The organism is Streptomyces sp. GL_140, assembly GCF_057834465.1.
In genome coordinates this window covers 6,959,857-6,985,872 of record NZ_CM174404.1, presented here as the reverse complement: position 1 = coordinate 6,985,872, position 26,016 = coordinate 6,959,857, and the positions used below count along the sequence as shown (strand labels likewise).

Annotated in this window: 21 protein-coding genes and 1 pseudogene; 14 read left to right on the top strand and 8 right to left on the bottom strand. The window is 71.3% G+C overall.

Annotated features, from left to right (window positions below; translation table 11 throughout):
- Position 1: 1 nt before the first annotated feature.
- From AC3IYJ_RS32530 to AC3IYJ_RS32515, 4 genes are all read right to left on the bottom strand, one after another.
- Positions 2-1,987 (bottom strand): prolyl oligopeptidase family serine peptidase, encoded by a 1,986-nt coding sequence (locus AC3IYJ_RS32530; RefSeq protein ID WP_489398078.1) that lies wholly within the window; start codon positions 1,985-1,987, stop codon positions 2-4.
- The gene (locus AC3IYJ_RS32525) at positions 1,987-3,366 is read right to left on the bottom strand and encodes a M20/M25/M40 family metallo-hydrolase (RefSeq protein ID WP_489398077.1); all 1,380 of its coding nucleotides are present in this window, start codon (positions 3,364-3,366) and stop codon (positions 1,987-1,989) included. The genes AC3IYJ_RS32530 and AC3IYJ_RS32525 overlap by 1 nt, the downstream gene beginning before the upstream one ends.
- Entirely contained in the window at positions 3,359-4,192 is an 834-nt protein-coding gene (locus tag AC3IYJ_RS32520) for a M55 family metallopeptidase (RefSeq protein ID WP_489398076.1), read from the bottom strand. The genes AC3IYJ_RS32525 and AC3IYJ_RS32520 overlap by 8 nt, the downstream gene beginning before the upstream one ends.
- A 188-nt stretch (positions 4,193-4,380) precedes the next feature.
- Complete coding sequence (locus tag AC3IYJ_RS32515) at positions 4,381-4,824, bottom strand: SRPBCC family protein (RefSeq protein ID WP_330299453.1); 444 nt, start codon at positions 4,822-4,824, stop codon at positions 4,381-4,383.
- A gap of 358 nt (positions 4,825-5,182) precedes the next feature.
- On the opposite strand from AC3IYJ_RS32515, the gene AC3IYJ_RS32510 reads away from it, so the two are divergent.
- From AC3IYJ_RS32510 to AC3IYJ_RS32500, 3 genes and pseudogenes are all read left to right on the top strand, one after another.
- The gene (locus tag AC3IYJ_RS32510; RefSeq protein WP_489398075.1) at positions 5,183-6,235 is read left to right on the top strand and encodes an Rv2578c family radical SAM protein; all 1,053 of its coding nucleotides are present in this window, start codon (positions 5,183-5,185) and stop codon (positions 6,233-6,235) included.
- Between the two features lie 135 nt (positions 6,236-6,370).
- Positions 6,371-7,954, top strand: coding sequence for an alpha/beta hydrolase (locus tag AC3IYJ_RS32505; RefSeq protein ID WP_489398074.1), 1,584 nt, complete (start codon positions 6,371-6,373; stop codon positions 7,952-7,954).
- Between the two features lie 116 nt (positions 7,955-8,070).
- Positions 8,071-8,481: pseudogene (locus AC3IYJ_RS32500) on the top strand (RidA family protein); the annotation flags it as partial.
- Positions 8,482-8,641: 160 nt separating this feature from the next.
- On the opposite strand, the gene AC3IYJ_RS32495 reads toward AC3IYJ_RS32500, so the two are convergent.
- Complete coding sequence (locus tag AC3IYJ_RS32495; RefSeq protein ID WP_489398073.1) at positions 8,642-9,205, bottom strand: HEAT repeat domain-containing protein; 564 nt, start codon at positions 9,203-9,205, stop codon at positions 8,642-8,644.
- A 443-nt stretch (positions 9,206-9,648) separates the two neighbouring features.
- Here AC3IYJ_RS32495 and AC3IYJ_RS32490 point away from each other — a divergent pair, with 443 nt between their 5' ends.
- From AC3IYJ_RS32490 to AC3IYJ_RS32440, 11 genes are all read left to right on the top strand, one after another.
- Positions 9,649-11,481 (top strand): 3-hydroxyacyl-CoA dehydrogenase family protein, encoded by a 1,833-nt coding sequence (locus AC3IYJ_RS32490; protein WP_489398072.1) that lies wholly within the window; start codon positions 9,649-9,651, stop codon positions 11,479-11,481.
- 166 nt (positions 11,482-11,647) lie between these two features.
- Positions 11,648-12,496 carry a TetR family transcriptional regulator gene (locus tag AC3IYJ_RS32485; protein WP_489398071.1) on the top strand — a complete coding sequence of 283 codons (849 nt, stop codon included), beginning with the start codon at positions 11,648-11,650 and terminating at the stop codon, positions 12,494-12,496.
- A 406-nt stretch (positions 12,497-12,902) separates the two neighbouring features.
- Entirely contained in the window at positions 12,903-14,258 is a 1,356-nt protein-coding gene (gene ccrA, locus AC3IYJ_RS32480; protein ID WP_489398070.1) for a crotonyl-CoA carboxylase/reductase, read from the top strand.
- Between the two features lie 61 nt (positions 14,259-14,319).
- The gene (locus tag AC3IYJ_RS32475; RefSeq protein ID WP_489398069.1) at positions 14,320-16,443 is read left to right on the top strand and encodes a protein meaA; all 2,124 of its coding nucleotides are present in this window, start codon (positions 14,320-14,322) and stop codon (positions 16,441-16,443) included.
- Entirely contained in the window at positions 16,440-17,414 is a 975-nt protein-coding gene (locus AC3IYJ_RS32470) for an HpcH/HpaI aldolase/citrate lyase family protein (protein ID WP_330299445.1), read from the top strand. The genes AC3IYJ_RS32475 and AC3IYJ_RS32470 overlap by 4 nt, the downstream gene beginning before the upstream one ends.
- Positions 17,415-17,418: 4 nt before the next feature.
- A complete protein-coding gene (locus AC3IYJ_RS32465) occupies positions 17,419-17,931 on the top strand; it encodes a MaoC family dehydratase (protein WP_053681718.1) in 513 nt (170 codons plus the stop codon).
- A 2-nt stretch (positions 17,932-17,933) separates the two neighbouring features.
- Positions 17,934-19,139 (top strand): acyl-CoA dehydrogenase family protein, encoded by a 1,206-nt coding sequence (locus AC3IYJ_RS32460; protein WP_489398068.1) that lies wholly within the window; start codon positions 17,934-17,936, stop codon positions 19,137-19,139.
- 185 nt (positions 19,140-19,324) lie between these two features.
- Positions 19,325-19,981 carry a phosphatidylserine decarboxylase gene (locus AC3IYJ_RS32455; protein ID WP_328301641.1) on the top strand — a complete coding sequence of 219 codons (657 nt, stop codon included), beginning with the start codon at positions 19,325-19,327 and terminating at the stop codon, positions 19,979-19,981.
- 79 nt (positions 19,982-20,060) lie between these two features.
- Positions 20,061-20,843, top strand: a complete 783-nt coding sequence (gene pssA / locus AC3IYJ_RS32450; RefSeq protein WP_489402998.1) for a CDP-diacylglycerol--serine O-phosphatidyltransferase — start codon at positions 20,061-20,063, stop codon at positions 20,841-20,843.
- A 290-nt stretch (positions 20,844-21,133) separates the two neighbouring features.
- A complete protein-coding gene (locus tag AC3IYJ_RS32445) occupies positions 21,134-22,615 on the top strand; it encodes an AlkA N-terminal domain-containing protein (protein WP_489398067.1) in 1,482 nt (493 codons plus the stop codon).
- A 19-nt stretch (positions 22,616-22,634) separates the two neighbouring features.
- The gene (locus tag AC3IYJ_RS32440) at positions 22,635-23,162 is read left to right on the top strand and encodes a methylated-DNA--[protein]-cysteine S-methyltransferase (RefSeq protein ID WP_489398066.1); all 528 of its coding nucleotides are present in this window, start codon (positions 22,635-22,637) and stop codon (positions 23,160-23,162) included.
- 18 nt (positions 23,163-23,180) lie between these two features.
- On the opposite strand, the gene AC3IYJ_RS32435 is transcribed toward AC3IYJ_RS32440, so the two are convergent.
- From AC3IYJ_RS32435 to AC3IYJ_RS32425, 3 genes are all read right to left on the bottom strand, one after another.
- The gene (locus AC3IYJ_RS32435; RefSeq protein ID WP_489398065.1) at positions 23,181-23,609 is read right to left on the bottom strand and encodes a hypothetical protein; all 429 of its coding nucleotides are present in this window, start codon (positions 23,607-23,609) and stop codon (positions 23,181-23,183) included.
- A 55-nt stretch (positions 23,610-23,664) separates the two neighbouring features.
- Positions 23,665-24,165, bottom strand: a complete 501-nt coding sequence (locus AC3IYJ_RS32430) for an NUDIX domain-containing protein (protein WP_489398064.1) — start codon at positions 24,163-24,165, stop codon at positions 23,665-23,667.
- A gap of 89 nt (positions 24,166-24,254) precedes the next feature.
- Positions 24,255-25,994: a BCCT family transporter gene (locus tag AC3IYJ_RS32425; protein ID WP_489398063.1), complete on the bottom strand. Its 1,740-nt coding sequence runs from the start codon at positions 25,992-25,994 to the stop codon at positions 24,255-24,257.
- Positions 25,995-26,016: the final 22 nt, after the last annotated feature.

The following is a 26,016-nucleotide window of genomic DNA, read 5'->3' as shown; positions in this document are numbered from 1 at the left end:
CTCACGGCTCCAGGACCAGCCTGGGCACGTCCGTCCGCTCGATGCCGAACACCTGGCTGTACAGCGACAGTTCCGACTCCAGCGCCCGGACCATCGAGTCCGCGCGCCGGAAGCCGTGCCCCTCGCCCTCGAAGGCCACGTACGCGTGCGGCACCGAGCGGCCGCGCATCGCGTCGAGCAGCCGCTGGGCCTGGGCGGGCGGGCACACCGGGTCGTCCAGGCCCTGGAGGAGGACGAACGGCGCGGTGATCCGGTCGGCGCGGGCCACCGGGGAGCGTTCGCGGCTGATCCGCTCCAGGGTCCGCGGCGGGCCGGCGAGACCGTCGAGGTAGCGGGACTCCAGGTCGTGCGTCTCCTCGGCGAAACCGCGCAGGTCCAGCACGGGGTAGATCACCGCCGCGCACGCGTAGAGCCCGGTGGAGGCCAGTGAGGCCGCCGCCGTCCAGCCGCCCGCGCTGCCGCCGCGGATCGCGAGGCGGTCCGGGTCCGCGGTGCCCTCCGCGGCCAGACCGCGGGCCACGGCCGCGCAGTCCTCCACGTCGACGACGCCCCACTGTTCGCGCAGCCGCTCCCGGTAGGCGCGTCCGTAGCCGGTGGAGCCGCCGTAGTTGACCTCGACGACGCCGATGCCGCGGGAGGTGAAGTAGGCGATGTTCAGGTCGAGTACGGGCGGCACGTGGTCGGTGGGCCCGCCGTGCGCCCACACCACGTACGGGGGCAGTTCGCGGTCCCGGGCCCGCAGCTCCGGATGGTGCGGCGGGTAGACGTGGGCGTGGATCTGCCGGCCGCCGCGGCCGTGGAAGGTCCGGCTCTGCGGCTCCGGGTAGTAGGCCGGGTCCACCGGATCCGCCCGCCCGCCGCCCACCACCCTGGCGTGCCCGGTGGCGGTGTCCAGCTCCACCACCTCGTACGCGCTGCGCGGGCTGGCCGCGACCCCGTAGACCCGGCTGCCACTGACGGCGAGCGTGGGCTGCCAGGCCGTCCACGGTCCGGCCGCGTCGACCAGGTCGCCGCTCTCCGGGTCGAGCACGCCCAGAACGGAGGAGCCCTGTCCGTGCAGGACGGCGACGAGCCCTCCGGGCAGCGCGGCGATCCAGCGCAGTCCGGGCTTCCACAGCGGGCCGCCGAACTCCTCTTCCCGGGGGCACAGGTTGACCGCGTCGCCCGCTGCGGGCTCCACCCGGTACGGGTTCCACCAGCCGCCCCGGTCGCTCACCGCGAGGAGGGTCCCGTCATCCGCCCACTCGATCTGCGCGACGGCCTCCTCGGGTCCGCCGAGTACGGTACGCGGCTGCGCGAGCCGCCCGTCCGGCGTGACCTCGGCGAGCCTGAGCTCGGTGCCGTCCCAGGGCATCCGGGGGTGGTCCCACACCAGCCAGGCCGCCTGCCGCCCGTCCGGTGAGATCCGGGGGCCGGTGGTGAACCGGTACCGGTCGTCGGTCAGCTCCCGCACCCGGGAGCGGTCCTCGGCGGCCGATCCGTCCAGCGGTACGGCGGCCAGGACCCGGCGCACATCGGTCGGTCCGGGGCCGGTGAACTCCTCCAGCACGCACCAGACTTCGCCGCCACGCAGCACCGGGTCGGCCCAGCGCAGCCCTCCACCGACCGCCGAGACGGGGGTCAGCGGACGCGGGGCGGGGCTGCCGGGCGCGTCGGGCTCGTACGCGTACAGCCGCTGGTCGGGGAAGTGCGAGAACACCAAAAACGGTCCGCCCGAAGGGCGTTCGGTGCCCACCCAGGGCCGGCCGCCGTACTCGGTGACCCGGCTGCGCACGTTCCACGGCGCGGGCAGCACCGAGACGGGGTGGCCGCCGTTCACGGACCGCCGGACCAGCGCGCGTCGGCCGCCCTCGGCCGGCCGGGGCTCGGTCCACCACACCTCGGGGCCGACCGTGCCGACGTACTCGGGCCGCCCGTCGTGGGAGGCGGCGAGCGCGGCGTCGATGGGCGAGGGCCAGCTGCCGTAGGGAGCGGTGCGCGGCTCCATCACAGGGTGCGCAGCGCGTGGTCCAGGACGCGCACGCCGAAGTGCAGGGCGTCGACGGGGACCCGCTCGTCCACTCCGTGGAAGAGGGACCAGTAGTCGAAGCCGGGCGGCAGCTTCAGCGGGGAGAAGCCGTAGCCGGTGATGCCCAGGCGGGAGAACTGCTTGGCGTCGGTGCCGCCCGCCATGCAGAAGGGGACCACGTGCCCTTCGGGGTCGAACCGCTCGACGGACTCGCGCAGGATCGCGTAGGTCCGTCCGTCCACGGGGGCTTCGAGGGCCACCTCGCGGTGGTGGAAGTCCCAGCGCACGTCGGGGCCGGTGAGCTCGTCGAGGGTGGCGATGAACTCGGCCTCGCCGCCGGGCAGCATCCGGCCGTCCACGAAGGCGGTGGCCGTGCCGGGAATGACGTTGAGCTTGTAACCGGCGCTGAGCATCGTGGGGTTGGCGCTGTTGCGGACGGTCGCCCCGACGAGGGCCGAGGCCGGGCCGAGCTCGCGCAGGACGGGGTCGAGGTCGAAGCCGGGGGCCCGCGGATCCACCGACAGCCCCTGGAGTGCGGCCAGTTCGGTGATGCAGGCGACGACCGTGTCGGTGAGGCGGACCGGCCATTGGTGTTCGCCGATCCGGGCCACGGCGGCGGCGAGCCGGCTGACGGCATTGGCCCGGTTGGGCTTGGAGCCGTGTCCGGCGGTGCCGGTGGCCGTCAACTTCAGCCAGGCGGTGCCGCGTTCGCCGGCGGCGATCGGGTAGAGGGGGGGCCGTCCGGGGCCGGGGTGCACGGTGAAGGCGCCCGATTCCCCGATGCCCTCGGTACAGCCTTCGAAGAGTTCGCGGTGCCGGTCGGCGAGGAAGCCCGCTCCGTCGATCGCGCTGTCCTCCTCGTCGGCGGTGTAGGCGATCACGATGTCGCGGCGGGGTCTGCAGTCCAGCCCTCTCTCGGCGGCCCGCGCCCAGGCCCGTACGACGGCCAGCACCATCGCGTCCATGTTCTTCATGTCGACGGCGCCCCGGCCCCAGACCACCCCGTCACGGACCTCGCCGGAGAAGGGGTCCACGCGCCAGTCGGCGGCTTCGGCGGGGACCACGTCGAGGTGGCCGTGGACCAGGAGGGCGGGGGCGGAGCGGTCGGCCCCCTCGATCCGGGCCACCACGTTCGTGCGGCCGGGGGTGCGCTCCAGCAGCACCGGTTCGATTCCGGCTTCCGCCAGCCGCTCGGCGACGTACTCGGCGGCCGGCCGCTCGCGGCAGTCGCCGCCGCCCCGGTTGGTGGTGTCGATGCGGATCAGACCCGAGGTGAACTCCACGGCCTCGTCGAGGGCCGTCCGGTCCACCGGGGCGTCCAGGACCGAGCTGGGGCTGGGGTCGGACATGTCAGCCATACTGTTCCTCCACCGCTGCCGAGACGATCGTCGTGACCGCCTTGAAGGTCCGGATCCCCTCGTACATGGTCGCGCTGGTGTACGCGACTTTGCGCTCGCCCGACCGCGCGACGCCGGGTACCACCGTGGCCGCCATCGCCAGGTGCTCCGCGTCGAACTCCACCTCGACCGCGAAGGGGCCCCCGCGCACCGGTTCGTGACGGACCGCCAGGGCCGCGGCCGTCTTGGCGGCGGCCCTGATGTCGGCGGCCGTGCGGGCGGGGGTGCGGCAGACGGCGGCGTAGCGCGAGACGTGGTCCTTGACGGCGACGGTCACCGCGTCCGGGGCGTAGCCCGCGGCGTCCATACAGGTCAGGTCGTCTCCGGTGACGAGCACCACGGGGACCCCGTACTCGGCTACGACGTGCGCGTTGAGGACTCCCTCGCTGGCCCGGATCCCGTTCAGCCAGACCCCGGTGATGGAGTTGGCGAGGTAGGTGTGGGCGAGCACCCCTTCGGCTCCGGCTCCCGTGTGGTAGCCGACGAAGGCGATGCCGTCGACGTCCCCGTGCTGGACCCCCTCGACCATGGAGAGGGTCTTGTGGCGGCCGGTGAGCATCTCGACGCGGGCGTCGAGCCGCTCCAGCAGCAGGTTGCGCATGGTCCAGTGGGCCTCGTTGACGAGGACCTGGTCGGCGCCCGCGTCGTAGAAGCCGAGTACGGCGGCGTTCACGTCGGAGGTGAACATCGTCCGGCAGCGTTCCCACTGCGGCGTCCCGGGCAGCACGTCGGCGGGCCAGGTGACGCCGGTGGCGCCTTCCATGTCGGCGGAGATGAGGATCTTCATCGGGCCCCCGGGCGGTCGGTAGCGCTCAGACCCCCACCCTAACCGCCCGACCCCACGGGACCCCGGGGCCACGCCCGTGGGCGCGCCGGACCGCGCGTCGGCGGGCCGCCGCGTCCGGTTCACCCGATCCGGTGAGGCCCAGGTCGCCCCCTTCGGGTCCTGCCCCGGCCTCACCGCAACGGCGTTGCTCAGCCCTGGACTTCGGCGGCCAGGTTGGCGAGGAAGGTGTCGTAGATGCGGGCCAGGCCCTTGGGCGCGAAGGTGCGCTCGAAGAAGCCGCCGATGCCGCCGGCGCCGTTCCACACGGTGGTGACGACGGCCTTGGACTGCCCCTCGCCGGCCGGGGTGACGGTCCAGGTGGTGACCATGGAGGAGTTGCGGTCCTTCTCCACGAGCTGGCCGTCGGTGGGCTCGCTGACCTCGAGCAGGCAGTCGCGCACCCGCTTGCTGGTGGCCTGGAGCTTCCAGTGGACGAGGGTGCCCTCGCCGTCGCCGCCCTCGCGCACCTCGTACTCGCTGAAGTGCTCGGGCAGCAGCTTCCCCCGGGTACCGGTGTAGTCGGCCAGCGCGTCGAACACGGTCTCCGCGTCCGCCGTGATGATGCGCTCCGTGGTGGCCTCGACCTGCGCCATGGGTGCTCCTCCAACAGTGGTGATCTCTCGTCGCGGCAAGCCAACCACCTCCGGGGCGGGCGCCCAAATCCGGGTCGGACGCGGCAGCGGACCGGACGGGAAAGGCACTGGCAAACACGTCCCGCACGATCATGGGAACGTTTGTTCTATTCTCGGGAGCGAGCCATCTTGGGCCTGTCGTCAAAGTGGCGTCGTCGCCCGGAGGGCGGCCCCGCGACGTCCGGTGCGTGCTCTCGGTGTGCCGGGCGGAAGTCCGCGTACTGGACGTACGTGGGCTTTCGCCCGGTGCGGCGAGAGTGCGTGCCGGACGTCGCGGGGCAGACGGCACTTTGACGACAGGCCCAAGAGGAGCCGCACCATGCGCTGGGACAGCCTGAGCAACGAAACGAAGGACGGCGGAAGCCGACCCGCCGGCCCCGCCGCGCTCTTCGGCGCCGCCGCCGTCGTCACCCGCACCTTCGACACCCCCGAATTCCGCGGGATCACCTTCCACGAGGTGCGCGCGCGCTCGATCCTCAACCGGGTCCCCGGGGCCTCGCGGATGCCGTTCGAATGGACGGTGAACCCCTACCGGGGCTGCAGCCACGCATGCGTCTACTGCTTCGCGCGCAGGACCCACAGCTATCTCGACCTCGACACCGGCATCGGCTTCGACTCCCAGATCGTCGTCAAGACCAACGCCCCCGACCTCCTGCGCCGCGAGCTCGCCGCCCGCCGCTGGACCGGCGCGCACATCGCGATGGGCACCAACGTCGACTGCTACCAGCGAGCCGAGGGCCGATACGGGCTGATGCCCGGGATCATCGGGGCGCTGCGCGACCGCGCCAACCCCTTCTCCATCCTCACCAAGGGCACGCTGATCCTGCGCGACCTCCCGCTCCTCCAGGAGGCCGCCGCCGTGGCCGACGTCGGGATCTCCGTCTCCGTCGGCTTCACCGACACCGCCCTGTGGCGCACGGTCGAACCCGGCACCCCCTCCCCCGCCGCCCGGCTGCACGCCGTGCGCACCCTGACCGACGCGGGCATCGAGTGCGGGGTCCTGATGGCCCCGGTCATCCCCTTCCTCGGGGACTCCCCGGAGCAGCTGCGGGCCACCGTCCGGGCCGTCGCGGAATCGGGCGCGACCTCCGTGACACCCCTGGTACTCCATCTGCGGCCCGGGGCCCGCGAGTGGTTCACGGCCTGGCTGGGCGAGCACCACCCCCACCTGGTCGAGCGGTACGAGCGGATGTACGCGGGCGGCTCGTACGCGCCCACCTGGTACCAGCGCATGATCACCCGGCAAGTCCACGAGCTCGCCGCCGAATTCGGCATCGGACCGGGCGGGAGCGGGCGCGGCCGCCGGACCGTCCTGCCGGAGCGGCCCGCCGAACCCGGGGCCTCCGGGCCCACCCAGCTGAGCCTGATCTGAGGCCGCGCACGGCCGCCCGTACGACCGTACGACCGACTGAAGGGTCATCACATCGGGCCAATAGGGCGCCCAATCCCCCTTTCCGGGCGAGTGTTCCGGGACGATTCCGCCCAGAACCCTCGGCTGGGAGGCCCTATGAGCCCCGTGAACCGTCCGCCCCTCAAGAAGCGCGCCGCCGTCCTGCTGGCGGTCACCACCGTCGCCGCCGCCCTCGCGAGCCCGATGACGGCCGCCGCCCCCGCCGCGCCCGCGCCCGCATCCGCGCCGGCGCCCCTGAAGTGGTCCAACTGCGCCATGTCCCGCTACCCGACGCTCCAGTGCGCCTCCCTGAAGGTCCCCCTCGACCACGACCGGCCCGACGGCCGGCAGATCTCCCTCGCCCTGACCCGGGTCCCGCACACCGCCGCCCGCTCCCAGGGCCCGCTGCTGGTCAATCCGGGCGGCCCCGGCGGCAGCGGCCGCACCCTGGCCGGCTACATCGCCTCCGCGCTGCCCAAGGACGTCGCCGGCCAGTTCGACGTGATCGGCTTCGACCCCCGGGGAGTCGGGAAGAGCGAGCCCGTCCTGGACTGCGGCGCCGGGCACTTCACCCCCGTGCGGCCCGACTCCGTCCCCCTGGACGAGGAGACCGAGCGCGCCAACCTGGAGCGGGTGAAGTCCTTCGCCGAGTCCTGCCAGACCAAGCACGCGGACGTGCTCCCGTACATCGGCACGGTCTCGGCGGCGCGGGACCTGGAGGTGCTGCGGGCCGCTCTGCGCGCCGACAGGCTCAGCTACTTCGGCTACTCCTACGGGACCTACCTGGGCGCGGTGTACGCCAAGCTGCACCCCGACCGCATCCACCGCCTCGTCCTGGACTCGGTCGTCGACCCGGCCGGGGTCTGGTACGAGGACAACCTCGCCCAGGACCAGGCCTTCGACGCCCGCCACAAGTCCTTCCTGGCGTGGGTGGCCCGGTACGACTCCACCTACCACCTGGGCAGCGACCCGGCGGAGGTCGAGGCCCGCTGGTACGAGATGCGCTCGGCGCTGCGCACCGCCCCGGCGGGCGCCAAGGTGGGTCCGGCCGAGCTGGAGGACACCTTCATGCCGGGCGGCTACTACAACGGCTACTGGCCGCACCTCGCCGCGGCGTTCTCCTCCTACTCCGTGGACAACGACCCGAAGCCGCTGGTGGCGGCGTACGAGAAGTTCGGCGCGGTGGAGCCCTCGGCGGGCAACAGCTACAGCGTGTACACGGCCGTGCAGTGCCGGGACTCGGCGTGGCCCAAGGACTGGAACAAGTGGCGCGCCGACATGTGGCGCACGCACGCCAAGGCGCCCTTCATGACCTGGAACAACGCCTGGTACAACGCCCCGTGCGCGTTCTGGCCGACCGAGCCGCTGCAGGCTCCGGACGTCACCAACACCGCCCTCCCGCAGGCGCTCCTCTTCCAGGCGACGGAGGACGCGGCGACCCCCTACGAGGGCGCGGTGAGCATGCGGCGCAAGCTCGCGGGCTCCGCGCTGGTGGTCGAACAGGGCGGCGGCAACCACGGGATCGCGCTCAGCGGCAACAAGTGCCTGGACGAGAAGCTGACTTCGTACCTGCTGACCGGCAGGGCCGCGGACGCCACCTGCCCCGCCCAGCCGGCCCCCAAGCCGGTCCCCGCGACCCGTGCGGTCCCGCCGTCGGCGGGCGGCGCGGCGCTGCACGGCCTGCTGGGCTTCCGGGGCTGAGCGGTCAACTCCTGGGCCGAGCGGCCCGTCCGGGTCCCGGCCAGGCGGCCCGTCCGGGTCCCGGCCGTCCGGGCCGGGGCTTGGCCGTCGGGGCCGCAGCGGGCAGGATCGTCCCCATGACCACTTCACAGGACGGCCATCTCACCCGCATCGCCGCGCCGGAGGGCGTCGCCCCCGGCACCGGGTACAACCATGTCGTCTGGGGCACCGGACGGTTCGTCGCCGTGTCCGGGCAGTGCGCCTTCGACGAGAAGGGCGAGGTGGTCGGCGAGGGCGACGCCGACGCCCAGGCCCGGCAGGTGTTCGAGAACCTGCGCCGGTGCCTGGCGGCGGCCGGGGCGGACTTCGAGGACGTGGTGAAGCTGACCTACTTCGTCACCGACGTCGCCCACCTCCCCGCGGTGCGCGCGGCCCGTGACGAGGTGTTCGCCCCGGACCGCCTCCCGGCCTCCTCGGCGGTCCAGGTGTCGGCGCTGTTCCGACCCGAACTGCTGATCGAGATCGAGGCCTTCGCGATCGTCCCGGAGCGGAACCGGGCGGAGGCCGCGACCGGGTTCGAGGCCGAGTCCGGGACCGGGTTCAGGACCGGCTCCGGCGCCGGTTTCGGCACCGGTTTCAAGACCGGGTTCGCCAGCTGAGTTCCCTTTCCGGCGCCGGCCGAGTTCCAGCCCCAGCCGCGTTCCAGCCCTAGCCGATTCCCGCTTCCAGCCCCCGCAGGGCCGCGGTCGCCGCCACCGCCAGCCGCGGGTGCGACTGGGCCCGTACGAGGACTTCGTGGGCGCGCCGGTCCGCCAGCGCGCCCAGCCCCTCCACGCAGGCCAGCGCCACCCGCCAGTACGGGTCGTTCGGCGCGAGCAGCCGCGACAGGGTGCGGATGAGCGCCGGGGCGGATTCGGGGGCGCGCAGCGCCGCCAGCAGCCGGACCGGGTGCAGGGCGTAGGCCGTCCGCAGTTCGTTGGTCGCCAGGGCCGCCGCCGCGCGGGCGGTGCGCGGGTCCCCCAGGACGGCCAGCGCCTGCGCCGCGGCCTCGCAGCGCGGCGGGTCCCGGTGGTTGAGCAGCAGGACCAGCGCTTCGAAGGCCCGCCGGTCCCCGGCCAGGCCGAGCCGGTACGCGGCCAGCTCCCGGGCCCACAGCGGCCGGCCGGCCTCGGAGAGGGAGGCCGCCAGCTCGTCGGGGCCGGCCCCGGCCAGCGCCACGTATTCGGCGGCCCCGGCCGATTCCGCCCGCAGGCGCTCCAACACGTCGTTCACCAGGCCACCCTAGGGGGCCGGGGCGGTCGGCACGCGCGGTTCCGGGACGTTGGACGGCGGCCGGGTGCACGGCCCGGTGCACGGCCCGCTGGAGGGCCGGTTGATCGATGATCGATGATCGGTACATTTGAGCGGCACAGGTCACATGTGCGCACTCTGGCGGACCAGTTACCTGCGGGTTACTGTCCCTACAACACGTACGAGGGCGGCCTGGTGACGCAGCCACCTCGTACCAGTCGGTTCCGCACGACCTCCGCACGACCTCACGGCGCAGCCCCGGGACAGGGCTCCACCGCTTCCGCCCTTCGGGCCGTTCCCCCTGGACACCCTCCTTCCGGAACCTCCCGCCACGGGCTTCTCCGCACGGATCTCCGTACGGCATCCGCGTGCGCCGCGCGCCGCGCGCCCCCTCAGTCGTCACCCTCTTCCACTGGAGTCCCGCGATGGACCTTCCGTCCACGTCCAGTCAGTCCTCCCCCTCCTCCGAGCCCACCCGGCCCGCCCTGCAGACCATCGCCGTCGTCGGCCTCGGCACCATGGGCACCGGCATCGCCGAGGTCCTCGCCCGAGCCGGCCGCGAGGTCATCGGCATCGAGATCAGCGACACCGCGGCCCGCCGCGCCACCGCGGCCCTCGCAGCCGCCACCGCCCGCTCCGTGACCAAGGGGCTGCTCACCGAGCAGGAGCGCGAGGGCGTCCTGGCCCGTTTCCGCACCTTCTCCGAGCTGGGCGCCGCCGCCGAAGCCGATCTCGTCATCGAAGTCGTCCCCGAGTCCTACGAGCTCAAGCAGCGGATCTTCCGCGAGCTCGACGCGATCGTGCGGCCGACGGCGATCCTGGCCACCGGCACCAACGCCCTGTCGGTGACGCGGATGGCCGCCGAGTCGCAGCGCCCGGAGCGCGTGGTCGGGCTGCACTTCTTCAACCCGGCTCCGGCGATGAAGCTGGTCGAGGTCGTCTCCAGCGTGCTGACGGCCCCGCCGGCCGTCGAGGCGGTCACGACGCTGGCCCGCGAGCTCGGCAAGGAGCCCGTCGCGGTCGGCGACCGCCCCGGCTTCGTCGCCGACGGCCTGCTGTTCGGCTACCTCAACCAGGCCGCCGCGATGTACGAGGCGAAGTACGCCTCCCGCGAGGACATCGACGCGGCGATGCGGCTGGGCTGCGGCCTGCCGATGGGCCCGCTCGCCCTGCTCGACCTGATCGGCGTGGACACCGCGCGCACCGTCCTGGAGGCCATGTACACCGCCTCCGGCGACCGGCTGCACGCCCCGGCCCCGATCCTGGGCCACCTCGCCGAGGCGGGTCTGACCGGGCAGAAGTCCGGGCGCGGGTTCTACACGTACGAGGCCGCGGGCAGCCAGGTCATCGTCCGCGACCTCCAGACCCCGCCGGACGGCGACCTGGTCCGGGCGAGCCGCCCGGTCTCCACGGTCGGCGTGGCCGGTTCGGGCACCATGGCGAGCGGGATCGCGCAGGTCTTCGCGCAGGCCGGCTACTCCGTGGTGCTCGCGGCCCGCAGCCAGGAGAAGGCGGACGCGGCGAAGTCCGCCATCGCCAAGTCCCTGAGCCGTGCCGTGGACCGGGGCCGGCTGACCGCGGACGCGGCCGCGGCCACCGTGGGGCGGATCACGGCGGCGGGTTCGCTGGAGGCCTTCGCCGAGGTGGATCTGGCCGTGGAGGCCGTCGCCGAGGACCTGGCGGTGAAGCAGGAGCTGTTCCAGAGCCTGGACAAGGTCTGCAAGCCGGGCGCGATCCTGGCCACCACGACCTCCTCGCTGCCGGTGATCGCGATCGCCCGCGCCACCTCGCGTCCCCAGGACGTGATCGGCATGCACTTCTTCAACCCGGCTCCGGCGATGAAGCTGGTCGAGGTGGTCCGGACCGTCCTGACCGCCGACGACGTGCACGCCACGGTCCGCGGGATCTGCGCCAAGGTGCGCAAGCACCCGGTGGACTGCGGGGACCGGGCCGGTTTCATCGTGAACGCGCTGCTGTTCCCGTACCTCAACAACGCGATCAAGATGGTCGAGCAGCACTACGCCGGGATCGACGACATCGACGCGGCGATGAAGCTGGGCGCCGGTTACCCGATGGGGCCCTTCGAGCTCCTCGACGTCGTGGGCCTGGACGTGTCGCTGGCCATCGAGCAGGTCCTGCACAAGGAGTTCCGCGACCCGGGCCTGGCCCCGTCCCCGCTGCTGGAGCACCTCGTGGCGGCGGGCTGCCTGGGCCGGAAGACCGGCCGCGGATTCCGTGAGTACGCCCCCCGCCGGTAACCGGCGGCCGGCCCATGAGCCGGATGCGTGGGGAGGGCTGCTCGGGTCTGCCGGACCCTCACGGCAGGCCGTACCCTCCGAGCCCAGTGCGGGCCCTCCCCCGCATCCACCCCTGTCCCACACCCCTCGGGAGCGCTCTCCGGCGCGGATGAAGTACTTTCGCTCTATGTCCCAGCCCGTCAAGACCTCGCCCCGCGCCTCATCGGCCTCCGACGCCCCGGAGAGCCCGGCGGGCACCAAGGCGGCCGCCCAGCGGCTCAAGATGCGCCGCGAGCTGGCGGCGGCCGCGATGGAGCTCTTCGCGACCAAGGGATACGAGGCCACGACGGTCGACGAGATCGCCGCGACGGCCGGTGTGGCGCGCCGGACCTTCTTCCGGCACTTCCGGTCCAAGGAAGAGGCGATCTTCCCGGACCACGACGACACCCTGACCCGCGCCGAGGCGGTCCTGGACGTGGCCCCGGCGCACGAGCACCCGCTCGACACGGTGTGCCGGGGGATCAAGGAAGTCATGAAGATGTACGCCGCCTCGCCGGCGGTGTCGGTGGAGCGCTACCGGCTCACCCGCGAGGTGCCGGCGCTGCGGGAGCGGGAGATCGCCTCGGTCGCCCGGTACGAGCGGCTCTTCACCCGCTACCTGCTGGCCCACTTCGACGAGACCGACCACCACGACGGCAACGACGACCCGCTGCTGGCCGAGGTGGCCGCATCCGCGGTGGTCACGGCCCACAACCACGTGCTGCGGCGCTGGCTGCGGGCGGGCGGCCAGGGGGACGTGGAAGCGCAGCTGGACCACGCCTTCTCGATCGTGCGCAAGACCTTCGGCACCGGGATCGGCGCCGGGCGCACGCTGGGCTCGGCGCAGCCGGCGCTCGGTTCCGCTTCCGCCGCGGACGCGGAGCCGGCCGCGGCCTCGGTCCGTACACAGGGCGAGGTGCTGGTCGCGGTGGCCCGGACCGACGCTCCGCTCGACGAGGTCATGCGGACCATCGAAGAGGCGCTCAAGCAGAGGTAGCAGTACTCAGCAGTAACGCTCGTCACAGCGGCCGCCCCCATTCCGGGGGCGGCCGCTTTCGTTTGTCCGGGTTGCCCCTACTCGCAGGTAACTCTGATCGATCATCGCTCATCCGCGCAGGTCAATCGGCAAATGAGAGAAAGTTTTGGCACCCGGTGCCTTGCTGAGTGACACGGGGTGCCATACGTTGAATCTCGTCCGGATGTCCCCGCGGTCCAGCCCACTCGGCACGGACCGCGCCCCGGATGCCTGCGTCACCAGGCCCCCGCAAAGCCCCACCACAGGCAACGCGCCGCAGCACCCAGCCGAATCGACGGCACCCCAGAACATCGCTCGACACCGCTCGGCACCCCTCAGCTTCGCCGCTCCACACCACCCGTTTCCCTGAGCGCACCCTCATCAGCGCATGGCCGGAGGCAACACCGTGAAGGACATCCTGGACGCGATCCAGTCGCAGGCCGCTACGGCCGCCGACTTCGCGGCCCTGCCGCTCCCCGACTCGTACCGCGCGATCACCGTGCACAAGGACGAGGTGGAGATGTTCGCCGGGCTCACCACCCGCGAGAAGGACCCCCGCAAGTCCCTGCACCTGGACCAGGTCCCCGTGCCGGAACTCGGCCCGGGCGAGGCCCTGGTGGCCGTCATGGCCTCCTCGGTCAACTACAACTCCGTGTGGACCTCGATCTTCGAGCCGGTGTCCACCTTCAGCTTCCTGGAGCGCTACGGGCGCCTCTCGGAGCTCACCAGGCGTCACGACCTGCCGTACCACATCATCGGCTCGGACCTCGCGGGCGTCGTCCTGCGCACCGGCCCCGGCGTCAACGCCTGGAAGCCGGGCGACGAGGTCGTCGCGCACTGCCTGTCGGTCGAGCTGGAGTCCTCCGACGGCCACAACGACACGATGCTCGACCCGGAGCAGCGCATCTGGGGCTTCGAGACCAACTTCGGCGGCCTGGCGGAGATCGCGCTCGTCAAGTCCAACCAGCTGATGCCCAAGCCCGACCACCTCAGCTGGGAGGAGGCCGCCTCCCCCGGCCTGGTCAACTCCACCGCCTACCGCCAGCTGGTCTCCCGCAACGGCGCCGCCATGAAGCAGGGCGACAACGTCCTGATCTGGGGCGCGAGCGGCGGGCTCGGCTCGTACGCCACCCAGTTCGCGCTGGCCGGCGGCGCCAACCCGATCTGCGTCGTCTCCAGCGAGCAGAAGGCGGAGATCTGCCGGGCGATGGGCGCGACCTCGATCATCGACCGCAACGCCGAGGGCTACAAGTTCTGGAGCGACGAGCACACCCAGGACCCCCGCGAGTGGAAGCGCTTCGGCAAGCGCATCCGCGAGCTGACCGGCGGCGAGGACATCGACATCGTCTTCGAGCACCCGGGCCGCGAGACCTTCGGTGCGAGCGTCTACGTCACCCGCAAGGGCGGCACCATCACCACCTGCGCCTCGACCTCGGGCTACATGCACGAGTACGACAACCGCTACCTGTGGATGTCGCTCAAGCGGATCATCGGCTCGCACTTCGCGAACTACCGCGAGGCCTGGGAGGCCAACCGCCTGGTCGCCAAGGGCAAGATCCACCCCACCCTGTCGAAGGTCTACTCGCTGGAGGACACCGGCCAGGCCGCCTACGACGTCCACCGCAACCTCCACCAGGGCAAGGTCGGTGTCCTCGCGCTGGCCCCCGAGGAGGGCCTGGGCGTGCGCGACCACGAGATGCGCGCGACGCACCTCGAAGCGATCAACCGCTTCCGCGACATCTGATCCTTCGTCTGATCCGTCTGATCCGTCTGAGATCGTTCAAGGGCCAAAGGGACAGCCTGAGATGACAGAGCGCCAGAAAGACCGTCCGTGGCTCATGCGGACGTACGCCGGCCACTCCACGGCCGAGGCGTCCAACGAGCTGTACCGCCGCAACCTCGCCAAGGGCCAGACCGGCCTGTCGGTCGCGTTCGACCTTCCGACGCAGACCGGCTACGACCCCGACCACATCCTCGCCCGCGGCGAGGTGGGCCGGGTCGGGGTACCGGTCTCCCATCTGGGCGACATGCGGCGGCTGTTCCAGGACATTCCCCTGGAGCAGATGAACACCTCGATGACGATCAACGCCACCGCCATGTGGCTGCTGGCGCTCTACCAGGTGGCCGCCGAGGAGCAGGGCGCTGACATCGCCCAGCTCCAGGGCACCACCCAGAACGACATCGTCAAGGAGTACCTGTCGCGCGGGACGCACGTCTTCCCGCCCGGCCCCTCGCTCCGGCTGACGACGGACATGATCGCCTACACGGTCAACCACATCCCCAAGTGGAACCCGATCAACATCTGCTCGTACCACCTCCAGGAGGCCGGAGCCACGCCGGTCCAGGAGATCTCGTACGCGATGTCCACGGCCATCGCCGTACTGGACTCCGTGCGCGACTCGGGCCAGGTCCCGCCCGAGCGCTTCGGCGAAGTGGTCGCCCGCATCTCCTTCTTCGTGAACGCGGGCGTCCGCTTCATCGAGGAGATGTGCAAGATGCGCGCCTTCGGCCGCATCTGGGACAAGGTCACCCGCGAGCGCTACGGCATCGAGAACGAGAAGCAGCGCCGCTTCCGGTACGGGGTCCAGGTCAACTCCCTGGGCCTGACCGAGGCGCAGCCGGAGAACAACGTCCAGCGCATCGTGCTGGAGATGCTCGCGGTCACCCTGTCCAAGGACGCCCGCGCCCGCGCCGTGCAGCTGCCGGCCTGGAACGAGGCGCTGGGCCTGCCCCGGCCCTGGGACCAGCAGTGGTCGCTGCGCATCCAGCAGGTCCTCGCCCACGAGAGCGACCTGCTGGAGTACGAGGACATCTTCGCCGGCTCCCACGTGATCGAGGCCAAGGTCGATTCCCTGGTGGCCGAGTGCCTGGCCGAGATCGACCGGATCCAGGAGATGGGCGGCGCGATGGCCGCCGTGGAGTCCGGATACCTGAAGGGCGAGCTGGTCTCCTCGCACGCCGAACGGCGGGCCCGGATCGAGGCCGGCGAGGACAAGATCGTCGGCGTCAACTGCTTCCAGCAGACCGAGGAGAACCCGCTCACCGCCGACCTGGACGGCGCCATCATGACGGTCGACCCCGCGACCGAGGCGCTGACCGTCGAGCGGATCGGCCGCTGGCGCGCCGAGCGCCAGGAGTCCTCGGACCGGCAGGGCGAGGGCGACCCGTTCGTCTTCCCGACGGTGATGCAGGCCCTGGACCGGCTGAAGGAGGCCGCCGCCGGGACCGAGAACCTGATGGAGGCCACCCTGGAGTGCGCCCGCGCCGGTGTCACCACCGGCGAGTGGTCGAGCGCCCTGCGCGAGGTGTTCGGTGAGTTCCGGGCTCCGACCGGCGTCTCCTCGGCCCCTGTGGCGGTCACCGCCGAGCCGGGCACCCCGATGGCCGAGGTCCGCGCGAAGGTGACCCGTACGGCCCAGGACCTGGGCACCGGGCGGCTGCGCCTGCTGGTCGGCAAGCCCGGCCTGGACGGTCACTCCAACGGCGCCGAGCAGATCGCCGTACGGGCCCGCGACGCCGGTTTCGAGGTGGTCTACCAGGGGATCCGGCTGACCCCCGAGGAGATCTCCACGGCGGCCCTGGCCGAGGACGTCCACTGCGTGGGACTGTCCATCCTGTCCGGTTCGCACAGCGCGCTCGTGCCGGACGTACTGGAACGCCTGCGTGCGGCGGGGGCGGGTGACATCCCCGTCGTCCTCGGCGGCATCATTCCCAATGCCGATGCCATCGCGCTGAAGGCCGCCGGAGTCGCCGCGGTCTTCACCCCGAAGGACTTCGGCATAACGGAGATCATCGGCCGTATCGTCGACGAGATCCGCAAGGCGAACAAGCTCCACCCGCTCGACGGCGGCGAAGGCTCCGTCGGCGCGGACACCACTGACGCCAACCACACCGTCAACACAGTTGCAAGCACGGAGGTCCCCGCATGACCACGCCCTCTTCCCCGGTCAACCGGCTGCGGCCGCGCCGCTCCTGCCTCGCGGTGCCGGGTTCCAACCCCCGGTTCCTGGAGAAGGCCCAGGGTCTGCCGGCCGACCAGGTCTTCCTCGACCTGGAGGACGCCTGCGCCCCGCTCGCCAAGGAGGGCGCCCGCCACACGATCGTGGAGGCGCTGAACCAGGGCGACTGGACCGGCAAGACCCGCGTGGTGCGCGTCAACGACTGGACCACGCACTGGACGTACCGCGACGTGATCACCGTCGTCGAGGGCGCCGGCCAGAACCTCGACTGCATCATGCTGCCGAAGGTCCAGGACGCCCAGCAGGTCGTGGCGCTCGACCTCCTCCTGACCCAGATCGAGAAGACCATGGGCTTCGAGGTCGGCAAGATCGGCATCGAGGCGCAGATCGAGAACGCCAAGGGCCTGGTCAACGTCGACGAGATCGCCGCCGCGTCCCCGCGGCTGGAGACCATCATCTTCGGCCCGGCCGACTTCATGGCCTCGATCAACATGAAGTCCCTGGTCGTGGGGATGCAGCCGCCCGGCTACGGCGCGGACGCCTACCACTACATCCTGATGCGGATCCTGATGGCGGCCCGCATGCACAACCTCCAGGCGATCGACGGCCCCTTCCTCCAGATCAAGAACGTCGATGGCTACCGCGAGGTCGCCGGGCGCGCGGCGGCGCTGGGCTTCGACGGCAAGTGGGTGCTGCACCCGGGCCAGGTCGACGCGGCCAACGAGGTCTTCTCCCCCTCCCAGGAGGACTACGACCACTCCGAGCTGATCCTCGACGCGTACGACTGGTGCACCTCCGAGGCCGGAGGCAAGAAGGGCTCGGCGATGCTCGGCGACGAGATGATCGACGAGGCCAGCCGCAAGATGGCCCTGGTCATCGCGGGCAAGGGCCGCGCCGCGGGCATGGAGCGCACCACCAAGTTCGAGATCCCGGAGGCCTAGGACCATGCAGTTCGGACGCACCTACGAAGAGTTCGAGATCGGCGCGGTCTACAAGCACTGGCCCGGAAAGACGGTCACGGAGTACGACGACCACCTCTTCTGCCTGCTGACCATGAACCACCACCCGCTCCACATGGACAGCAACTACGCGGAGAACACGACCGACTTCGGCAAGAACGTCGTCGTGGGCAACTACATCTACTCGCTGCTGCTGGGCATGTCCGTGCCGGACGTCTCCGGCAAGGCGATCGCCAACCTCGAGATCGAGTCGCTGCGGCACGTGGCGCCGACCTTCCACGGGGACACGATCTACGGCGAGACCACGGTCCTCGACAAGACCCCGTCGAAGTCGAAGAACGACCGCGGCATCGTCTACGTGGAGACCAAGGGCTACAAGCAGGACGGCACCCTCGTCTGCGTCTTCAGGCGCAAGGTGATGGTCCCGACCGAGACGTACATCAAGGAGCGCGGCGGCGAGCAGCCCGGCCGGCCCACGCTGAAGGAACAGGGGAAGTAACCATGAGCCGACTTGCCCAGACCGCCGGCCTGACGGACGACCAGAGGGACATCCTCAAGACCGTCCGGGAGTTCGTCGACAAGGAGATCATCCCGGTCGCGACCCAGCTGGAGCACCGGGACGAATACCCGCAGCAGATCGTGGACGGCCTCAAGGAACTCGGCCTGTTCGGTCTGATGATCCCGGAGGAGTACGGCGGTCTGGGTGAGTCGCTGCTCACCTACGCGCTGTGCGTCGAGGAGATCGCGCGCGGCTGGATGTCCGTCTCGGGCATCATCAACACGCACTTCATCGTGGCGTACATGCTCAAGCAGCACGGCACGCAGGAGCAGAAGGATTACTTCCTCCCGCGGATGGCGCTGGGCGAGGTGCGCGGCGCGTTCTCGATGTCCGAGCCGGGGCTCGGCTCGGATGTGTCGGCCATCACCTCCAAGGCGGTGAAGGACGGTGACGAGTACGTCCTGAACGGCCAGAAGATGTGGCTGACGAACGGCGGCACGTCCACTCTGGTGGCCGTCCTGGTGCGCAGTGACGAAGGACACCCGGAGGGCACCGCCCCCCACAAGTCAATGACGACCTTCCTGGTGGAGAAGGAGGCGGGCTTCGGTGAGGTCCGTCCCGGCCTGACCATCCCGGGCAAGATCGACAAGATGGGCTACAAGGGTGTCGACACCACCGAGCTCATCATGGACGGACTGCGCATTCCGGCCAATCGGGTCCTGGGCGGCGAGACCGGTCGAGGGTTTTACCAAATGATGGACGGGGTCGAGGTCGGCCGCGTCAACGTGGCGGCCCGTGGCTGCGGCGTCGCACAGCGTGCTTTCGAGCTGGGCGTCTCATATGCCCAGCAACGTCACACTTTCGGCAAGGCCATCGCCGAGCACCAGGCGATCCAGTTCAAGCTGGCCGAGATGGCTACCAAGGTCGAAGCCGCCCATGCGATGATGGTCAATGCAGCACGCAAAAAGGACTCCGGGGAACGAAACGACCTCGAAGCAGGGATGGCGAAGTACCTCGCCTCCGAGTACTGCAAGGAGGTGGTGGAAGACGCGTTCCGCATCCACGGCGGCTACGGCTTCTCGAAGGAGTACGAGATCGAGCGTCTCTACCGTGAGGCCCCGATGCTGCTCATCGGTGAAGGCACCGCCGAGATCCAGAAAATGATCATCGGGCGACGCCTGCTTGAGGAGTATCGACTGCAGGGCTGAAAGTACCTTTTGCGGCGAATCATCCAGTGGTTTTCCACAAAAGAGTCACTACCAGTCACTGCCCGGCGGTCATCGACTCGGCTTCTGGCTTGCCCAGTTGTTGCGTGCAACCGATAGCATTCCAGTAAAGCCGCCGTCACGTCCCCGTGTTTCCGGCGCGGCATCACCCGCTACGAAGGTCATCCATGCCCCACAGCCAAACCTCTGCACCTCGCGTCGGCCTCCTCGGTGGACGCCTCGCGCGCGGAGCATCGCCGTGGCTTCTGCCGACCGTCGCCACCGCCGCTCTCAGCCTCACCCGGGCCCGCAAGTCCGGACGCTGGGCGGCAGTGGCCGTGCCCACCACCGCTCTCGCGGCGGGCATGCTGTGGTTCTTCCGCGACCCCGAGCGTGAGATCACGCAGGGCCGGGTCATCTCCCCCGCCGACGGTGTGGTGCAGAGCATCATGCCGTGGAAGGACGGACGGACCCGGGTCGCGATCTTCATGAGCCCGCTGAACGTCCACGTCAACCGCGCGCCCCTCGCGGGCACGGTGACGTCCGTGGAACACGTCCCCGGTGGATTCGTTCCCGCGTTCAACAAGGAGAGCGAGAACAACGAGCGCGTCGTCTGGCACTTCGACACCGAGCTCGGCGACATCGAGATGGTGCAGATCGCCGGCGCCGTCGCGCGACGCATCGTCCCGTACCTGCCGGCCGGCACCAAGGTGGAGCAGGGCGAACGCATCGGTCTGATCCGCTTCGGCTCCCGCGTCGACATCTACCTCCCCGAGGGCGTCGAGGTCGCGGTCGAGGTCGGACAGGCCACCACCGCGGGGGTGACCCGAATTGACCGTGACTGATCCTGAAACCCCGGCCAACCCGTCCGCCGGCTGGGTACCGGAGGGCGCCGCCTCCGAGGAGGAGTCCGCCGAGGACGACATGCCGCTCTCCCTGCGGCTGTCGATAGCGGACACCCTCACCCTCGGCAACGCGACGTGCGGATTCATGGCGGTGTACTTCACCACCACCGGGATCCTCATTCCGCACCTCACCGGCAGCGGTGAATCGGGCATGGCCCGGCACAGCGCGGCCACCGCGGTGATACTGATGCTGCTCGCGGCCGTCTTCGACCTCTTCGACGGGATCGTGGCCCGCAAGCTGCGCAGCTCGCCGATGGGTGCGGAGCTGGACAACCTGTCCGACCTGATCAGCTTCGGCCTGGCGCCCGCGTACTTCGTGCTCGTCTACGGCATGGTCGCCGACGACGCGCACCAGAAGATGTCGGCGCTGGCGGCGATCGTCGTACTGCTGGCGGTCGTCCTGCGCCTGGCCAGATTCAGCTGCGTGACGATGAAGGACGGCATGTTCCAGGGCATGCCGAGCCCCTTCGGCGCGCTCACGGTCGTCTCGATCGTGCTGCTGGAGCTGCCGTTCGTCCCGACGCTCCTCGCGATCGTCGGCGTGGCCTGGCTGATGGTGAGCCGGGTCGAGTACCCCAAGCCGCGGGGCGTCCTCGCGGTGGCGATGCTGAGCTGGATCGTCGGGGCGATGGGGCTGCTGGCGGCCTGGGCGTTCGACGCCCCGGGCGGCGGGCTCCTGCTCCAGACCGGCTGCGCGCTGCAGATCGCTCTGGCGGCCACCATCCCGCTGTTCGCGACGACCCGTCGCGCGAACACGTTCCGCCACAACCGCCGCGAGGCGCGGGCCACCCAGGCCCGCTAGCCACGGCTGTACGCGTACGAGAGGGCCCCCGGCCGCCGAAGAGGCACCCGGGGGCCCTTTCGCGTCCGCGGGGGTCCGCACACCCCCGCCGAAGCCCGCTCGGACCCTTCCCCCGAAGTCTCGGCCCGGCCGTCCACCGCGCGCCCACCCGCCGGCCATCCGCGCGGCCGTCCGGCCTGATGTCCGTCCGGCCGCCGACGACGTCCGGAGCCGCGGCCGGCCGGCCGCCCCGTAATCTTGATGTCGGAAAACCGCCAGCCCCCGGACCTCCCGCCCGGAAGGATGGAGCCATGTACACCGACACCGAGCGCTGCGTCCGGGCCGTCCGGTCCAAGGACGCCCGCTTCGACGGATGGTTCTTCACCGCGGTCAGGACCACCGGGATCTACTGCCGCCCGAGCTGCCCGGCGGTGCCGCCCAAGGTCGAGAACATGACCTTCCTGCCCAGCGCAGCCGCCTGCCAGCAGAGCGGGTACCGGGCGTGCAAGCGGTGCCGGCCCGACACCTCCCCCGGCTCCCCCGAGTGGAACGCCCGCGCCGACGCCGTCGCCCGTGCCATGCGGCTCATCCAGGACGGGGTCGTGGACCGGGAGGGGGTCCCGGGGCTCGCCGCCAAGCTGGGGTACTCCGCCCGCCAGGTGGAGCGCCAGCTCAACGCAGAGCTCGGCGCCGGCCCCCTGGCCCTCGCCCGCGCCCAGCGCGCGCAGACCGCCCGGCTGCTGATCGAGACCTCCGAGCTGCCGATGGGCGACATCGCCTTCGCCGCCGGGTTCTCCTCGATCCGGACCTTCAACGACACCGTCCGCGAGGTCTTCGCCCTCGCCCCGAGCGAGCTGCGCGCACGGGCCGGGAACGGCAGCCGCCAGGCCGCCCGGGTACCCGGCAGCATCAGCCTGCGGCTCCCCTTCCGCACCCCGCTCAACCCCGACAACCTCTTCGGGCACCTCGCCGCGACCGCCGTCCCCGGAGTCGAGGAGTGGCGGGCGGGCGCGTACCGCCGCACGCTGCGGCTCCCGTACGGCACCGGTGTCGTCGCCCTCACCCCGCAGCCCGACCACATCGGCTGCCAGCTCGCCCTGACCGACCTGCGCGACCTCACCATCGCCATCAGCCGCTGCCGCCGCCTGCTGGACCTCGACGCCGATCCCGAGGCCGTGGACGAGCAGCTGCGCGCCGATCCGCTGCTGGCCCCGCTCGTGGACAAGGCTCCCGGGCGCCGGGTGCCGCGTACGGTCGACGCGGAGGAGTTCGCCGTACGCGCGGTCCTGGGGCAGCAGGTGTCCACGGCCGCGGCCCGTACGCATGCGGCCCGGCTGGTGAGCGCCCACGGCGAGCCGGTGGCCGACCCCGATCCCGAGGGCGGTCTGACCCACCTCTTCCCGTCCTCGCAGGCGCTGGCCGGGCTCGACCCGGAGGCGCTGGCCCTGCCGCGCAGCCGCCGGGCCACCCTCACCACCCTCGTCTCGGCGCTCGCCGACGGTTCGCTGCCGCTGGGCATCGACAGCGACTGGGAGACGGCGCGGGCCCGTCTGAGCGCGCTGCCCGGTTTCGGCCCGTGGACCACCGAGATCATCGCGATGCGGGCGCTGGGCGACCCCGATGCGTTCATCCCCTCCGACCTGGGGATCCGGCGGGCCGCGAAGGGGCTCGGGCTGCCGTCCACGCCCTCGGCGCTGACCGCCCGCGCGGCGCACTGGCGGCCCTGGCGCGCGTACGCCGTCCAGTACCTGTGGGCCACCGAGGACCACGCCATCAACTTCCTGCCCGCCTGAACCGAGGAGCACCAGCACCATGTCCAGCAACAGCACGCGCGGTACGTCCACCGGCCGCAGGCAGCACACCGTCGTCGACAGCCCCTACGGGGAGCTCACCCTGGTCGCCACCGACGGCTTCCTCAGCGGCCTCTACATGGTCGGCCAGCGCCACCGCCCGGCCGAGGAATCCTTCGGCGAGCGTGTCGCGGCCGCGGAGGAGCCCTTCCCCGAGGTGGTGCGGCAGCTGACCGCGTACTTCGCCGGGGAGCTCACCGAGTTCGACCTCCCGCTCCGGCTGGAGGGCACCGAGTTCCAGCGCAGCGTATGGGAGCAGCTCGTACGGATCCCCTACGGGCAGACCTGGTCGTACGGGGAGCTGGCGACCCGGCTCGGCAAGCCGAACGCCTCGCGCGCGGTGGGCCTGGCCAACGGGAAGAACCCGGTCGGCATCGTCGTGCCCTGCCACCGCGTCATCGGGGCGTCCGGCTCCATGACCGGCTACGGCGGCGGCATCGACCGCAAGGTGCGCCTGCTCGCCTTCGAGTCGGGGGCGCAGCAGCTCTAGGGAGTGCCTCCGGGGGTGTCAGATCACCACGAGCGGTACCAGCAGCGCGAAGGCGGCTCCGGCCTCGACCGCGTAGGCGTACAGCGAGGGGTGCTGGACGGGGGCCGCGAGCAGGACCACGCTCTGCTGGGCTGTGGCCGCGCCCACCCAGTCGGCGTCCGCCCCCAGGCCGCCCTGGTACCAGCCCTCGCAGGAGCCGGGGCCGGTGACGGCCAGGACGTCGTCCTCGCGGCGGTAGAAGGCCTGCCAGCCGGCGGCCGGCACGGACCAGGCCTCGAAGTCGGCGAACGGGGCCCAGCCGCCGTCGCGGATCGCGGTGTCGAACATCCAGACCGGCACCCCGTCGGGGGTGACCTCGCCACCGGCCTGCTGATCGGTGGTGAAGTGGACCATGGGCAGGGCGTCGGGCCCGTCGGCCGTGCTGGGCCAGGCGTACATCGTGATCATCTGCTGAATTCTGTCCTGCTCGGTGTAGGCAAGGAATAACGAGCGGGCGGCCGGCTCAGGAGGCCTGCGGCCTGCGGCCGTTCTCCAGTTCCGCCGCGCCCTCGCCCGACTGCAGGACCCGGTGGGCCTCTTCGATGCGCGGGCCCAGCGCTCCGAGCAGATAGTCCGTCAGCTCGGCCGGGTCGACCAGCCGCCACGAGATCAGCTCCTCCTCCTGGAGCTTGATGGAGGCGAGCTGCGCCGCGTCGAGCACGCCGCCGTCGTAGACGTACGCCACGAGCGGTGGGCGGGCCGGGCCGAGGGTCCAGTCCACGGCCAGCAGCCGGCCGACGGGCAGGTCGAGGCCGAGCTCCTCGGCGCTCTCGCGGCGGGCGGCCGTACGCGGGGATTCGCCCCGGTCGGACTCGATGGTGCCGCCCGGCAGCACCCAGCCCTCGCGGTAGTTGGGCTCGACGACGAGCACCCGGCCCTCGTCGTCCCGGTAGAGCACGGCCGCGCCGGCCAGCACCCGGGGCAGGCTCGCGATGTAGGTGGCGTAATCATCCGTGGTGGTCACGCAACAACCCTACCCAGTGCCGCGTCGGACGGCGTTTGCCCGTCGCGGCACTTCGACGACCGGCCCCGGCCGCCCCGGGTGACTGCGGGTCACGCTTCGGGGGTGCTCCCGCCGGGACCGCCCGTGCCGCCGTCCTCGCGGTCGCGGTTCCTGGACTCGGCCACGCGGCGCAGGCGGGGGTGGCGGGCCGGGCCGTGCTCGGTGATGGCGTCGCCGACCATGGCCTTGACCGCGTCGCGCATTCCGTGGAGGGCGTGGTGGCGGACGGGGCCGGCGCCCGGGTCCTCCCGCAGCTCCTTCACCAGGGCCCAGCAGAGCAGCAGCATCACGATGACGAAGGGCAGCGCGACCAGGATGGTGGCCGTCTGGAGGGACTTCAGGCCGCCCGCGACGAGCAGTACGGCGGCCACCGCGGCCATCAGCACGCCCCAGGTGACGACGAGCCAGGTCGGCGGGTGCAGCGAGCCGCGGCTGGTGAGCGAGCCCATGACCAGGGAGGCGGAGTCGGCGCTGGTGACGAAGTAGGTCATCACCAGGGCCATCGCGATCCAGGAGGTGAGCCCGCCGAGCGGGAGCGCGTCGAGCATCGCGAAGAGCGAGGCCTCGGTGCCCTCCTTGAGCTTGGAGGCCATGTCGGCGACGCCGGTGGAGTCGAGGCGGATCGCGGTGCCGCCCATGACGCAGAACCAGATGACGGTGGCGCCGCTGGGGATCAGCAGCACGCCGATGAGGAACTCGCGGATGGTGCGGCCGCGCGAGATGCGGGCGATGAAGGTGCCGACGAACGGGGCCCAGGAGAGCCACCACGCCCAGTAGAAGATCGTCCACGCGCCGAGCCAGGCGCTGTCGGTGAAGGCTCCGGTACGGGTGGCCATGGGGAGCAGCTCGTGGAGGTAGCTGCCGATGCTCGCGGGGATCACGTCGAGGACGTAGACCGTCGGGCCGAGGACGAAGACGAAGATCATCAGGGCGGCGGCGAGCACGATGTTGATCGTGCTGAGCCATTTGACGCCCTTGTGCAGGCCGGAGAAGGCCGAGAGCACGAAGGCGGCGGAGAGCGATCCGATGATGATCAGCTCGACGGTGGTCGAGTCCTCGATCCCGGTGGTGATGTTGAGCCCCTTGGCGACCTGGAGCGCGCCGAGGCCGAGGCTGGTGGCGGTGCCGAAGACGGTCGCGAAGACGGCGAGCAGATCGATGGCCTTGCCGGGCCAGCCGTTGGCCCGCTCCTCTCCCATGAGGGGGACGAAGGCGGAGCTGAGGCGGTTGCCGCGGCCCTTGCGGAAGGTCGCGTAGGCCAGGGCGAGACCGGCGATGCCGTAGATCGCCCAGGGCGTGAGGGTCCAGTGGAAGAAGGAGTAGTCGAGCGCCGCGCGGGCCGAGTCCCCGGTGCCGGGGGCGGCGCCGCTGGCGGGCGGCGGGTTCAGGTAGTGGGTGAGCGGCTCCCCCACTCCGTAGAACATCAGACCGATTCCCATGCCCGCGCTGAACATCATCGCGATCCACGCGAGGTTCGTGAACTCCGGCTCCGAGTCGTCCTTGCCGAGCCGGATCCTGCCGAAACGGCTGATCGCGAGGACCACGCACATGACGAGGAACACGTCGGCGGCGATCACGAACAGCCACGCGAAGTTGTTCAGCACCCAGGCCAGGGCCGTGCTCGACGCCGTGTCGAAGGAGCTCTCGCCGAGCGCCGCCCAGGCGACGACGGCCAGGACGGAGATCACTCCGATGGCCACGACGGTGTGGTCGGGAGTTCCGTCGTCCGGGCCTTCGGACCCCCCACCTGGGGAATTCGGGCGCGCCTGTTCCAGTGAATCCGTGCTCATGCGGCCACACTATGCAGGCTTA

What these genes read in the sequence shown, in the direction of transcription:
- AC3IYJ_RS32530 (WP_489398078.1), bottom strand. Translation starts at nt 1,987, where the DNA reads ATGGAGCCGCGCACCGCTCCCTACGGCAGCTGGCCCTCGCCCATCGAC.
- AC3IYJ_RS32525 (WP_489398077.1), bottom strand. Translation starts at nt 3,366, where the DNA reads ATGGCTGACATGTCCGACCCCAGCCCCAGCTCGGTCCTGGACGCCCCG.
- AC3IYJ_RS32520 (WP_489398076.1), bottom strand. Translation starts at nt 4,192, where the DNA reads ATGAAGATCCTCATCTCCGCCGACATGGAAGGCGCCACCGGCGTCACC.
- AC3IYJ_RS32515 (WP_330299453.1), bottom strand. Translation starts at nt 4,824, where the DNA reads ATGGCGCAGGTCGAGGCCACCACGGAGCGCATCATCACGGCGGACGCG.
- AC3IYJ_RS32510 (WP_489398075.1), top strand. Translation starts at nt 5,183, where the DNA reads ATGCGCTGGGACAGCCTGAGCAACGAAACGAAGGACGGCGGAAGCCGA.
- AC3IYJ_RS32505 (WP_489398074.1), top strand. Translation starts at nt 6,371, where the DNA reads ATGAGCCCCGTGAACCGTCCGCCCCTCAAGAAGCGCGCCGCCGTCCTG.
- AC3IYJ_RS32490 (WP_489398072.1), top strand. Translation starts at nt 9,649, where the DNA reads ATGGACCTTCCGTCCACGTCCAGTCAGTCCTCCCCCTCCTCCGAGCCC.
- AC3IYJ_RS32485 (WP_489398071.1), top strand. Translation starts at nt 11,648, where the DNA reads ATGTCCCAGCCCGTCAAGACCTCGCCCCGCGCCTCATCGGCCTCCGAC.
- ccrA (WP_489398070.1), top strand. Translation starts at nt 12,903, where the DNA reads ATGGCCGGAGGCAACACCGTGAAGGACATCCTGGACGCGATCCAGTCG.
- AC3IYJ_RS32475 (WP_489398069.1), top strand. Translation starts at nt 14,320, where the DNA reads ATGACAGAGCGCCAGAAAGACCGTCCGTGGCTCATGCGGACGTACGCC.
- AC3IYJ_RS32470 (WP_330299445.1), top strand. Translation starts at nt 16,440, where the DNA reads ATGACCACGCCCTCTTCCCCGGTCAACCGGCTGCGGCCGCGCCGCTCC.
- AC3IYJ_RS32465 (WP_053681718.1), top strand. Translation starts at nt 17,419, where the DNA reads ATGCAGTTCGGACGCACCTACGAAGAGTTCGAGATCGGCGCGGTCTAC.
- AC3IYJ_RS32460 (WP_489398068.1), top strand. Translation starts at nt 17,934, where the DNA reads ATGAGCCGACTTGCCCAGACCGCCGGCCTGACGGACGACCAGAGGGAC.
- AC3IYJ_RS32455 (WP_328301641.1), top strand. Translation starts at nt 19,325, where the DNA reads ATGCCCCACAGCCAAACCTCTGCACCTCGCGTCGGCCTCCTCGGTGGA.
- pssA (WP_489402998.1), top strand. Translation starts at nt 20,061, where the DNA reads ATGCCGCTCTCCCTGCGGCTGTCGATAGCGGACACCCTCACCCTCGGC.
- AC3IYJ_RS32445 (WP_489398067.1), top strand. Translation starts at nt 21,134, where the DNA reads ATGTACACCGACACCGAGCGCTGCGTCCGGGCCGTCCGGTCCAAGGAC.
- AC3IYJ_RS32440 (WP_489398066.1), top strand. Translation starts at nt 22,635, where the DNA reads ATGTCCAGCAACAGCACGCGCGGTACGTCCACCGGCCGCAGGCAGCAC.
- AC3IYJ_RS32435 (WP_489398065.1), bottom strand. Translation starts at nt 23,609, where the DNA reads ATGATCACGATGTACGCCTGGCCCAGCACGGCCGACGGGCCCGACGCC.
- AC3IYJ_RS32425 (WP_489398063.1), bottom strand. Translation starts at nt 25,994, where the DNA reads ATGAGCACGGATTCACTGGAACAGGCGCGCCCGAATTCCCCAGGTGGG.